The sequence below is a fragment of the Streptomyces sp. NPDC004539 genome, from assembly GCF_040610055.1.
Classification (GTDB): Bacteria; Actinomycetota; Actinomycetes; order Streptomycetales; family Streptomycetaceae; genus Streptomyces.
The window spans coordinates 40,865-52,189 of record NZ_JBEXLS010000046.1 but is presented as its reverse complement, the minus strand read 5'-3'; the positions used below and the strand labels follow the sequence as shown (position 1 = coordinate 52,189).

Annotated in this window: 10 protein-coding genes and 1 rRNA gene; 3 read left to right on the top strand and 8 right to left on the bottom strand. The window is 70.1% G+C overall.

All coding sequences use genetic code 11. The features are described 5' to 3' along the window. Together rrf and ABZX85_RS47990 are read left to right on the top strand one after the other, a co-directional pair. A 5S ribosomal RNA gene (gene rrf / locus ABZX85_RS47995) occupies nt 1-82 on the top strand; the annotation flags it as partial. A 73-nt stretch (nt 83-155) separates the two neighbouring features. Continuing rightward, nucleotides 156-725 (top strand): GNAT family N-acetyltransferase, encoded by a 570-nt coding sequence (locus tag ABZX85_RS47990; RefSeq protein ID WP_355884605.1) that lies wholly within the window; start codon nt 156-158, stop codon nt 723-725. Here the strand turns inward: ABZX85_RS47990 and ABZX85_RS47985 are convergent. The 7 genes from ABZX85_RS47985 to ABZX85_RS47955 all read right to left on the bottom strand — a co-directional run bounded on the left by ABZX85_RS47985 (nt 714) and on the right by ABZX85_RS47955 (nt 9,573). Then, nucleotides 714-2,327, bottom strand: coding sequence for a type IV secretory system conjugative DNA transfer family protein (locus ABZX85_RS47985; RefSeq protein ID WP_355884603.1), 1,614 nt, complete (start codon nt 2,325-2,327; stop codon nt 714-716). The two genes, ABZX85_RS47990 and ABZX85_RS47985, sit on opposite strands and share 12 nt — an antisense overlap. Before the next feature lie 2 nt (nt 2,328-2,329). Further along, on the bottom strand, nt 2,330-3,748 hold the full coding sequence (locus ABZX85_RS47980; protein ID WP_355884601.1) for an ATP-binding protein: 1,419 nt from the start codon (nt 3,746-3,748) through the stop codon (nt 2,330-2,332). A 5-nt stretch (nt 3,749-3,753) separates the two neighbouring features. Then, a complete protein-coding gene (locus ABZX85_RS47975) occupies nt 3,754-5,313 on the bottom strand; it encodes an SCO6880 family protein (RefSeq protein WP_355884599.1) in 1,560 nt (519 codons plus the stop codon). Further along, a complete protein-coding gene (locus ABZX85_RS47970; RefSeq protein WP_355884597.1) occupies nt 5,310-6,644 on the bottom strand; it encodes a hypothetical protein in 1,335 nt (444 codons plus the stop codon). The genes ABZX85_RS47975 and ABZX85_RS47970 overlap by 4 nt, the downstream gene beginning before the upstream one ends. Then, the gene (locus ABZX85_RS47965; RefSeq protein WP_355884595.1) at nt 6,634-7,467 is read right to left on the bottom strand and encodes a hypothetical protein; all 834 of its coding nucleotides are present in this window, start codon (nt 7,465-7,467) and stop codon (nt 6,634-6,636) included. Before ABZX85_RS47965 ends, ABZX85_RS47970 begins: the two co-directional genes overlap by 11 nt. 158 nt (nt 7,468-7,625) lie before the next feature. Then, complete coding sequence (locus ABZX85_RS47960; protein ID WP_010355696.1) at nt 7,626-7,934, bottom strand: hypothetical protein; 309 nt, start codon at nt 7,932-7,934, stop codon at nt 7,626-7,628. A 322-nt stretch (nt 7,935-8,256) separates the two neighbouring features. Further along, complete coding sequence (locus ABZX85_RS47955) at nt 8,257-9,573, bottom strand: S53 family peptidase (RefSeq protein ID WP_355884593.1); 1,317 nt, start codon at nt 9,571-9,573, stop codon at nt 8,257-8,259. A gap of 241 nt (nt 9,574-9,814) precedes the next feature. Here ABZX85_RS47955 and ABZX85_RS47950 point away from each other — a divergent pair, with 241 nt between their 5' ends. Beyond that, nucleotides 9,815-10,447, top strand: coding sequence for a class I SAM-dependent methyltransferase (locus ABZX85_RS47950; RefSeq protein WP_355884591.1), 633 nt, complete (start codon nt 9,815-9,817; stop codon nt 10,445-10,447). Nucleotides 10,448-10,728: 281 nt separating this feature from the next. Here the strand turns inward: ABZX85_RS47950 and ABZX85_RS47945 are convergent, their stop codons facing one another. Next, nucleotides 10,729-11,322: a TetR/AcrR family transcriptional regulator gene (locus tag ABZX85_RS47945; RefSeq protein WP_355884589.1), complete on the bottom strand. Its 594-nt coding sequence runs from the start codon at nt 11,320-11,322 to the stop codon at nt 10,729-10,731. Between the last annotated feature and the right edge of the window lie 3 nt (nt 11,323-11,325).

The window sequence follows — 11,325 nt, the reverse complement described above, 5'->3', positions numbered from 1 at the left end:
CATTCCGAACCCGGAAGCTAAGCCTCACAGCGCCGATGGTACTGCAGGGGGGACCCTGTGGGAGAGTAGGACGCCGCCGAACAATCATTCCGGGAGACCCCCGCACCGTATGGTGCGGGGGTTTTCTGCGTTTAGGGTCTATAGGATCGATTCGTATGGACGACTTTTCGGTACGTGCGATACGGGCTGACGAATGGGCCGCGGTACGAGAACTCCGGCTCTCCGCGCTGCGTGATCCGGCCGCCCCGCTCGCCTTTTTCGAGACGTACGACGACGCGGTGCAGCTGCCGGACTCCTTCTGGCAGGAGCGGGCCGCCGGTGGGGCTGAAGGGGCCGTCGGGGCTCAGCAGTTCGTTGCAGTCGCCGCTGACGGGGAGTGGGTCGGGGGGCTCACCGTGCTGGTCGAGGAGGCCGGCGGGGTCGACTGGGCCGGGCTGCCTGTCGAGCGGCGGCAGGGGCAGGTCGTAGGTGTCTATGTGCGGCCCGCTGTGCGTGGAGGTGGGGTCGTCGTCGGGGCGTTGTTCCGGGCCGGCCTGGAGTGGGCGTGGGGGATCGGGCTGGAGCGGGTGCGGTTGTTGGTGCACCGGGAGAATCTGCGGGCGCGCACGGCGTACGAGCGGATCGGGTTCGTACCCAGCGGGGTCGTCGTGCCTGTCGAGGGGACCGACGGGAGTGAGCTGGAGTTCGTGTGCGCGCGGCCCTCGGGGTGGGGCTCAGAACGGTAGGGCGGTGTCCGGCCAGCGGGACTTCGCCTGTTCCTCCGAGCGGACCAGGGCCAGGGTCGGGAGGCCCTCGGAGGGGCCGGTGCGCAGGAGTTCCGGGAGCGTGGGGATGGGGGCCACCGCCGCGACGTCGTCCAGGATCAGGGTCATTGGTGGGTCGAGGCGACCGGAGGATGACCGTTCGGCCATGCGCCGGCCGCGCTCGACCACGCTTGCGACGAGAGCCGTGAGCAGGGGCATCGCGCCGGGGTTCGTGCGGGGGTCCTCGATGGAGTCGCCCACTACATAGAGGGTGCCCCCCTCGTGGATGAAGGAATCCAGGGTGAGGGCGTCGGTTCGGTTGGGGGTGCAGGCTTCTCTGATGTTGACGGTGGAGAGGGCGGCCAGGGTGCGGGTCGTCAGCTCCTGGGCGATGTCCCTGCGCTCCGGGTGGGCCGTCAGGGCCGCCTCCAGCTCGCCTGCCGCGCCGGGGGCCGCCTTCGGGTGCGTACGGAGTGTCTTGACGGCTTCCTGGACGTGCGTGCCCTGGCTCCAGCGGTGGACGTGTCTGATGGTCCGGCCGTCCAGGGCCGCGGCGTGGAGGTAGCTGCGGAGGAGGGTGTGGGCCGTGTCAGCGATGGCCTGGTCGATCTTGGCGGTGGGGCGGGTGGGGGCGAGGAGGGCTGTTGCTCTCGCGATCGCCGTGTCCTTGTCCTCGCAGCCGGTTGCCGGGGGCCAGTGGAGGCGGGACGGGGTGTCGCAGAGGTGCGTGGGGTCGTACAGGAGCGTGGGGCCCAGCTTTGCCCTCGCGTCCTTGGTGGTGTGCCAGAGGGCGGGGTTCGAGGTGACGACGAGGGCGGGGCCGGGGGCGTCCTGGAGGGCCTGGGTGGCGGTCAGGAGGCGGTCGTCGCGGGGGGCTGCGAGGAGGGTGGGTGCGGGTTGGGTGGGGGCTGGGGGCATGTCGCTCACCCGCGTGTGCGGGGTGCCTCCCCCAAGCTCTTCGAGCAGGGGGGACCCCCAGCCCACCCGTGCTCCGGCGGCACGACTGCCCGCAGCTGGGTGAGGGAGGGATAGCGGGTGCGGATGGGCGGGGGAGGGGGGAACGGGTGTGGTGCTGCCGTCCGCAGTTGGATCGGGCGTGTGGCCGTCTGCGCCCTCCGCCGGTGGCGGAGATGCCCAAATGGCTTTGTCCTGTGCCGAGTCACTCTTGGTGCCCGGCGACGGACCCGCTCCCCTCCCCCGTGCCGCCAGCCGTTCCTCTCGGCGTCCCGCGCGGACGAGTCGCCAGCGGGCCCAGGTGCCGAGGGCGAAGAACGTGAGGGTGAGGAGGATCATCAGCTGGCCGATGAAGAGGCCCCAGAAGAGGCCGTACCCGGAGAGGTCGGCCGGTGGGGTGTCGGGCCAGGCGCCGGGGAGGTCGTCGGGGTGGGAGACGAGGTGGCGCAGGGCCAGCGGGGTGCGCGTGAAGGAGAGGCCCGACGGCCAGGCCGCGTGGGCGAACAGCGCCGACAGGCCGGTGGACGTCCAGGTGAGGACGGTCACCAGCAGGAGCAGCGCGAGCAGCCCGAGGAGCAGGCCGTCGGGGATGCCCCCCTGCTGGCGTTCACGCGCGCGAGCGTCCGGCATGGTCACGCCACCGTGGATTCCGTGCCGTCGAGGTCGGCCATGTGCTGCTCCATGAACGCCGCGGCCCGCTGCTCCGCCTCCAACTCGGCCGCCCGCAACGCGTCGTCGGCCGCGTCGGACGAGGACTCCGTCATCGCGCGGTCGGTGAAGACCAGGGGCCGTTCCGTCTCCGTGACCAGGTGTTTGACCACCTGCACGTTGCCGTTGACGTCCCACACGGCGATACCCGGCGTCAAGGTCGGGATGATCTCGACCGCCCAGCGGGGAAGCCCCAGCACCCGTCCCGTGGCCCGCGCCTCGTCCGCCTTCTGGGCGTAGATCGTCCGGGTGGACGCCATCTTGAGGATCGCCGCGGCCTCCTTCGCCGCGGCTCCGTCGACGACGTCGGAGAGGTGGTGGACGACGGCGACGAACGACAGACCGAGCCGTCGGCCGAACTTCAGCAGGCGCTGGAAGAGCTGGGCGACGAACGGGCTGTTGATGATGTGCCACGCCTCTTCGACGAGGAAGATGCGCTTCTTGCGGTCGGGCCTGATCCAGGTGTGCTCCAGCCACACACCGACGATCGCCATCAGGATCGGCATCGCGATCGAGTTGCGGTCGATGTGGGAGAGGTCGAAGACGATCAGGGGGGCGTCCAGGTCGATCCCGACCGTCGTCGGACCGTCGAACATGCCCCTCAAGTCGCCGTCCACCAGCCGGTCGAGGACGAGAGCGACGTCGAGTCCCCAGGCCCGTACGTCGTCTATGGCGACGTTCATCGCCTCCGCCGACTCCGGTTCGGGGTGGCGGAGTTGCTCGACGATGTCGGACAGCACCGGCTGGCGTTCCACGATCGTCTCGTTGACGTACGCGTGGGCGACCTTCAGCGCGAAGCCGGAGCGTTCGTCGAGGCCGTGCCCCATCGCGACCTCGATGATCGTGCGGAGCAGGGCCAGCTGGCCTGTCGTCGTGATCGCGGGGTCGAGGGGGTTGAGGCGGATGCCGTCGTCGAGGGCGGCCATCGCGTCGAGGCGGATGGGGGTTATCCCCAACTCGCGGGCGATGAGGTTCCATTCGCCGGCGCCGTCCTCGCCCTGGGCGTCCAGGACGACGACTTGGCGGTCCTTGAAGCGCAACTGGCGTAGGACGTAGGTCTTTTCGAGGGCGGACTTGCCGTTGCCGGATTCGCCGAGGACGAGCCAGTGGGGGGCCGGGAGCTGCTGGCCGTAGAGCTGGAAGGGGTCGTAGATGTAGCCCTTGCCGGAGTACACCTCGCGGCCGATGATGACGCCCGAGTCGCCCAACCCCGGTGCCGCGGTGGGGAGATAGACCGCCTGGGCCTGGCCGGTGGAGGTGCGGACCGGGAGACGGGTGGTCTCGACCTTGCCGAAGAGGAAGGCCGTGAAGGCGTCGGTGAGGACGGAGAGCGGGTCCCGCATCTGTCCTACCTCCGGATGCCGGTGGCGAAGGGGAGTGTGTTGACGAACGCCCGGTGGTGCTCGCGGTCGCACCACTCAAGCTTGAGGTACGACTTTCCGGCCGACGCCCTTATCGTCCGCTTGTCGCGGTTGAGGGCTTCGGGAGAGCGGGAGGAGACCGTGATGTAGCCGACCAGGTTGACGCCCGCGGCGCCGCTCGCGAGGTCCTCACCGCGCTGGTCCAGGCGGGAGTTGGCGGCGACGTCGCGCGGGTCGAGGGTGCGGTTCATCTTGGCCTGGCGGGAGGCTTCGGCCTCGTCGTTGGTCTTCTCCGTCAGCATGCGCTCGATGGCGACCTCGGTGGGTTCGAGGTCCATCGTCACGGCGACCGTGCGGATCACGTCCGGGGTGTGGACGAGCAGCGGGGCGAGGAAGTTGACGCCGACCGGGGTCATCGGCCACTCCTTGACCCACGCCGTGGAGTGGCACCAGGGGGCGCGGGTCGAGGACTCGCGGGTCTTCGCCTGGAGGAACGTCGGTTCCATGGCGTCGAGTTCGGCCGGCCAGGCGTTGCGCTTGGTCATCGCCTGGATGTGGTCGATGGGGTGGTCGGGGTCGTACATGGAGTGGATGAGCGACGACAGGCGGCCCTGGCCGAGGGGCTGGCGGACGCGGATGTCGGCCTCCTGGAGGCGCGAGCAGATGTCGGTGAGCTCGCGGGCCATGACGACCGCGAGCCCGGCGTCCCGGTCGACCTTGCGGCCCGCCTGGGGGCGTGCGGCGCGGGCCATCGCGTGGGCCTCGGCGGCGAGTTCACGGCTGTACTGCATGCAGGCGACGAGGTAGGCGCGGTGCTGTTCGCTGCTCGTGGAGACCATCGACTGGAGCTGGTCGTACGAGGACTGGAGCCAGGGGAGGGCCTTGTCGTCGCCGCGCTGGGTGACGTCCTTGGCGTGCGCGTCGGGGTCGGCGGGGAGGGTGCGGGCGAGCATCTGGATGCGGGTGACGAAGCCGTCGCCGTTGGCCACGTGCTTGAGCAGCGTGCCGAAACGGTCCACCAGGGCTTCCTGGTCCTCGCTGTCGCGCAGGCCGACGCCGGGGCCCTCGATCTCGATCGCGGCCGTCACCGTACGCCGGTCGGCGTGCAGGAGGACGGCGATCTCGTCGGGGCCGAAGGGCGCGGACAGCCAGGTGATGCGGCCGATGCCGGGGGGCGGGCCGATCTCGACCTCGCGGCCGTCGAGCGCGATGCCGGCCTCCATGGCGGAGCTGCGGTACGTCGTGCCCTTGCGCAGGCTGCGCTTGTAACTGCGGTTGATCTCGAACCACTTGTAGAACGTGCGGTGCTTGTACGGCACGTAGACCGCCATCAGGGCGATCAGCGGGAAGCCGGTGAGCAGCACGATCCGCAGGGCGAGCACGGGGACGAGCAGACCGCACATCATGCCGAGGAAGGCGCCCACGATGATGAGGGCGATCTCTCCGGTCTCGCGGTTCTTGCCGACGATCGCGTTCGGCCGGGCGCGGCCGATCAGATACGTACGGCGGGGCGCGATCGCGTGCGACACGTGGGACTCGGTCGTCAACGCCCTTCACCTCCCGTGCGGTTGTTGCTGGCGTGCGGGGTGTTGAGCGGGCTGCCCGTGCGGGGGGCGGGTGCGGCGGAGGGGACAGATCCGCCGCCGCCGTTCGAGGGGCGTGAGCCGTGCGCGGCGATGCCGCCGGAGCCGGGGTTCGCGGGGCGCGGGGCGCTGGACGAACTGCCGCCCCCGCCACCGTCGTTGGCCCGGGTGCTGTGCGTCTTGATGCCCTGGGCGACGAGGGTCGCCGGGGAGGAGATGACCGCCGCCGCCTTGCTCTCCGCGCCCTGCATGATGCGGTTGTTGCGGGAGGCGGCGATCTCGTCGCCGAAGCCGGGGACGAAGCGGTAGATCATCGCGCTGGCGAAGATGGCCAGCAGGATGATCGCGAGCCCCGAGACGACCGCCGAGAACGCGTCCGGTCCGCCGTCCCCGGAGAGGGCTCCGGCGAGGCCGAGGACGATCACGATCACCGGTTTCACCATGATCACGGCGATCATGACCCCGGCCCAGCGGCGGACGTGCCCCCACAGGTTCTTGTCGACGAGACCGGCGTACACGACCGTGCCGAGCAGCGCGCCGACGTACAACAGGGCTGTGCGGATGACCAGTTCGAGCCAGAGGATGCCGGCGGCGAGGACCGACACGAGGGAGACCACGATCAGCATGATCGGGCCGCCGCCGATGTTCTCGCCCTTCGCGAGGGCCGTCGAGAACGTCCCGAAGAACGTGTCCGTCTGGTCGCCGGTCGCCTTCGCGAGGACGTCGGTGATGCCGTCGGTCGCCGAGACGACCGTGTAGAGGATCAGCGGGGTGAACGCGGATGCCAGGACCGTCAGCCACAGGAAGCCGACGGCCTCCGAGAGGGCGGTGCCGAGGGGGACGCCCCGGACCGCGCGCTTGGCCACGGCCAGCACCCACAGGACGAGCGTGAGGACCGTCGAGGCGGCGAAGACGACCGCGTACTGCTGGAGGAACTTCTCGTTCGTGAAGTCGACGTTCGCCGTCTCCTGCACGGCCTCGCTGAGCTTCTTGACCGTCCAGGAGGCGGCGTCGGCGCAGCCTTTGGCGAGGGAGGAGAGGGGGTCGAGGGTGTCGGAGACGCCGGGGTTGGTGTTGGTGGTGCCGCTGGTGCCGCGCTCGCAGTACTCCTTGGCGTCGCCGACGATGAGCCGGCACTGGTCGTTGGAGGGCGACGGCGAGGGGGACGGGGCGGCGCTGCCCGAGGGGCTCGGGTCGGGGGTGGGCGCGGCGAAGGCTCTGGCCGAGAGGAGGACGGCGGTCGTCTGTACGGCGGCGAGGACTCCGGCGAACCGGAGCGAGCGCTTACCGGGCATACGTGAACCCTCCGTACTCCTCGATGGCTTTGCTGATCTCGTCGGAGCTGGCGGCCTTGTTGTCGCCGGGGACCGGGGCGGGTCCCGAGGTCTGGCTCTGGGAGGCGACCTTCCAGTCGCCGTCCGTCCACTGGAGCTGGAACGTCCAGGTGCTCCAGGAGGAGCTGACGGGGTCCGTCGAGTTCGTGCCGGACATTCCGATGAGGCCCATGTACCAGACGGCGACCGTGGCCGTGGTGTCGGCGTAGGCGCTGACGGTCGTACCGATGGGGACGGTGCGGGAGACGAACGTGCTGCCCTGGGGGGCGTCGCCGTTCGCGTCGAGACCGGCTCTCGCGAGGAAGTCGGTGGAGTACGCCTTGTCGAGTTCCGGTACGAGTCTGGCGGCCTCGGCGGGGGTGTAGAGGGCGTTCACGAGCGCGTCGCGGCCGGCCTTCTTGAACATCGCCGTGGAGCCGAGGGCGACCGCGTAGTTCGCCGCCGCGGATTGAACGCCCTGCCTGCTCTGCGCGTATCCCGTAGGGATGCCTGACGTCTTGCCGTCCACCGGCTTCGTCCCGGTCGCCGCCGTCGACTCCGCCTGCGGCTTCGTGCCGGAGGCGCCCGAGCCGTTGCCCGCTGTCGTGTTCGAGCCGTCGCCGTTGCCGCGGTTCGCGAATGCGATCGCCGCGATGAGTACGACGACGACGGCGACGACGGTGACGAGGCTGCGGGAGGAGGAGCGGGCCGGGCGGCGGGGGGTGCCGGTCTCGGGGAGGTGGGTGCGGGTGCTCGTGTAGCCACCCGCTGAGGTGTCGTGGCCGGGCTCGTCGGCGGGACTCATGCGGCGTGCGCCCCCTCTGCGTCGTATGCGGCATGCGCGTCGTGGAAGAACGCGGCGCAGTACGACGGTAGCCGTGCTGGTTCCCGCGCGGGCGCGGTGTGGTGACTCGACATCAGGGGGACGCAACCTCAGCCGGGAGGGGAGGGAAGGGGGAGGGGCTAGACGGCCATGCCGTACACGATGGTGAACAGCGTGCCGAGGGAGCCGATGATGAAGACTCCGGTGAGGCCCGCGATGATGAGGCCCTTGCCTTGTTCCGCGCTGAAGGTGTCCCGGAGGGCGGTCGCGCCGATACGTTGCTTCGCAGCACCCCAGACGGCGATTCCGAGGCAGATGAGGATCGCGAACGCCATCACGACCTGGATCATCGTCTTGGCCTCGGTACCCAGGCTGCCGAAGGGGCCCCAGTCCGGAGCGATCCCGCCGATGATGGTGTTGATGTCTCCCTTGTCGGCTGCGAAGAGCATGTAAGTCACCGCCCCTGGTGGGTAGTTCTGATCTTGGCCCGCTGCCGTGCGCAGGGGTCGGGAGTCATTGTCACCGACAATGCCGCTGTCGTATGTCGACTTGGCGGCATTGACGGGTGGGATTCGTATGAATGGTTCGTATCGTCACTCTGTGTATCACGGCAGGTCACGCCGGGCAATGAGGTGAGCGCGGAACCTGAGGTGTGGTTCTGCGGAACCTGTCGGCGCCTCTGTCGTTGAGACACTTTCCCGATGGTCTCACGCTCGTAACGCGAACGGGCCGCGGCTTGTCGCCGCGGCCCGCTGCTGTGTTGATGTGGGGTCAGCTGGTGAAGGCGTCCAGACCCTCGGGGGTGCCCCAGCCGGTCGGGCCGTCGTAGCCGGACGTCGCGGTGCACAGGTAGCTCGCGCTGGAGGAGCAGGAGCCGTTCGAGCCGCTGGTGACGTCGTTCAGCGCGGAGGTGCCGGCCGCGTTGTAGATGTACGACGCCGGGTAGTCGCTGCTGCCGGGGGTGCCGGCGAGGGCGTAGACCGCGGCGATGATCGGCGAGGAGGCGGAGGTGCCGCCGAAGGTGTACCAGCCGGCGGTGACGCCGTAGGAGTCGTACACCGCGACGCCGGTGGCCGGGTCGGCGACGGCCGAGGTGTCGGCGATCGTCCGCTTCGAGCAGCCGGTGTCGGTCTGCCAGGTGGGCTTGGCGTCGTACGAGGAGCAGCCGGAGCCGGTGCCCTCGGTGGACGACGTGTTCCACACGGACTCGGTCCAGCCGCGGCTGTTGGACGAGGTCTTGAGCGCGGTGCCGCCGACGGCCGTCACGTACTTCGACGCGGCCGGGTACTCGGCGCCGTAGCCCTCGTCACCGGCGGAGACGGTGATGGCCACGCCGGGGTGCTTGAAGTAGGAGGTGTCGTACGTGGTGTCGCTGGACGACTCGGAGCCGCCGTAGCTGTTGGAGACGAACTTGGCGCCGAGGGCGACGGCCTCGTTCACGGCCTTGCCGAGGTTGGCCATGCTGGAGGAACTGGCCTCGACCAGGAGGATGTTGGCGTTCGGGGCGATCGCGGAGGCCATGTCGAGGTCGAGGGAGATCTCCTCGGCCCAGCCGCTGTCGGCGGTCGGCAGCGAGGAGGTCGAGCCGGTCTGGGAGACCTTCTTGAAGCAGCCGTTGCTCGTCGTGCAGGCGCTGAGGCCGTAGTTCGAGCGGTACTTGGCGAGGTCGGCCTCGGCGTTGGGGTCGTCGTAGGCGTCGACGATCGCGATGGTCTCGCCGGAGCCGTTGCTCGCCGCCGCGCTGGTGAGGCCGTAGGCGTCCTGGAGGTCGCTCGGGCCGAAGCCGGTGGGGGAGGCGCTGGCGGCCTTCGGGGTGACCGCGGCGTTCTTGTGGGACTTGGCCGCCTTCTCCTTCGAGAACGCGGTGACGCCGCCCGTCACGCGGAAGGAGTTGCAGGTGAGGTCGCCGGCGTGCTTGGGGGTGGAACAGGGGGTCGCCGTCCAGGTGACGGGGGTGTTCGCGGTCGCCGCGTCGGCGTGGGCCGCCGTGCCGAGGCCGGCGAGGACGAGGGCCGCGGTGCCGAAGGCCGCGCCGCCCATGCGGCGCCATCTGCCGGATATGGCGGGGGTGTTGTCGGTCGTACGCAAGGTACTGCCTCCTGGAAGTGGGGTGTTCAGGGGCGGTGCGGGTGAAGCTGTGGGGGGTGTGGGCGGCGGCCCGGCGACGACTGTGGCTTGTTGGGTACGCGACAAACAAGACGGGCGGCGGAATCCTGACTTCCGCGTTACTGAACGGGGTTCGGGGATTGCCCGGGCATGGTGCGGGAATGGCCGTGCGATGGTGGGGGCTTGACCGGGGAAACGTGGGTGTTACGGGAGGGGCGGCGGGATGAGTGGGGCCGGTGACGTGCAGGAAGCGTTTCTGAGGGACTTTCACGCCGGGCGGCCCGGGGTGACGGGGGAGGCGTTCTCGCACGGCCGTTCTCCCGACGGGCGCTCCAGCTACGAGCTGCTGCGGGACCGGGTCTCCGGGTGCGCCCGCGTCCTCGATCTGGGCTGCGGGGACGGGGTGCTCCTGACCCACCTCGCGCGCCCCGGGCGCCGGCTCGCCGGGATCGATCTGTCACCGGAGGCGGTGGCTGTGGCGCGGGGGCGGGGGTTCGACGCGGAGGTGGGGCGGGCGCAGGAACTGCCGTATGCCGACGGGGCGTTCGACGCAGTCGTGTCCCATATGGCGTTCATGCTCATGGCCGATGCGGACAGGGTCGTCGCGGAGGTGGGGCGGGTGCTGGTGCCCGGTGGGGTGTTCGCGTGTGTGATCGGGGGTGGGGCCGTGGGGGGTGAGGCTTACGAGCGGTTCGTCGAGGTGCTGCGGGGGGAGTTCTTCGAGGCCGTGGGGGATTTGGTGGGGGACGGGTGCATTGTGGGTTCGTGGTTCGGGTGGGGGTTCGGGGGAGGGGGTGCAGGGAGGGGGGCGGGTGCGGGTGGTGGGGGCTGGTCGCGCAGTTCCCCGCGCCCCTAAAAGACTGGGTTGCGGTCGGGGAATCCCTGCGGGTTCGGTGGTCGTGGTCGTGGTCGTGGTCGTGGCCGTGTGGCGGGGCCGTGGATCAGGTGCAGTCCCGCGCCCCTGAAGGGCGTGGTGCGGGTTCCGTGTGGGTGGTCGCGCTGGTGCGGCGGAGCCGTGGATCAGGTGCAGCCCTGCGCCCCTGAAGGACGTGGTGCGGGTCGGGGAGAGGGGTGAGGGCTTGGTGTGGGTGGTTGGGTTCGGCTGGTTTTCCTGTTCCTCGTTCCTCTTTCCGTCCCCTACCTCGGTCTCAAGCCGTCCAGTAGCAGGTGGACGTGGGTGTCCAGGGTGGTGAGGACTTCGTCGGCGGGGTAGGCGCCTGCTGCTACTAGGGCTGCGAGGCCGTGGAGGGAGGCGGCGGTGAGGAGCATGATGCTGTCGAGGTCGGTGTTGATCAGTTCGCCTTGGGACTTCGCGTCGGTGATGAGGCGGAGGAAGGTGGAGAGGGAGCGGTCGACCTCGTCGGAGAGCTGGGCGGCGGAGGCGGGGTCGTGTTTGCGGGAGTACATGAGCTCCAGGAGCTCGGGGTGCTGGATGGCGAAGGTGAGGTACGCGCGGGCCAGAGAGGTCAGGCGGGGTTCCAGGGGGAGCGTGGCGTCGTCCGCGGATTCCATCGCCTCGTTCAGGCGCGCGTAGCCGTTCAGCGCGAGCGCGTCGAGGAGCGCCTGTTTGTCCTTGAAGTGGCGGCCGGGAGCGGCGTGGCTCACGCCGGCCGAGCGGGCCAGCTCGCGCAGGGAGAGCGCGGCGGCCCCCTTCTCGCGGAGCGTGCGCTCGGCGCTGGCGAGGAGCGTGGAGCGGAGGTCTCCGTGGTGATAGGGGCGGCTCGCGGACATGCC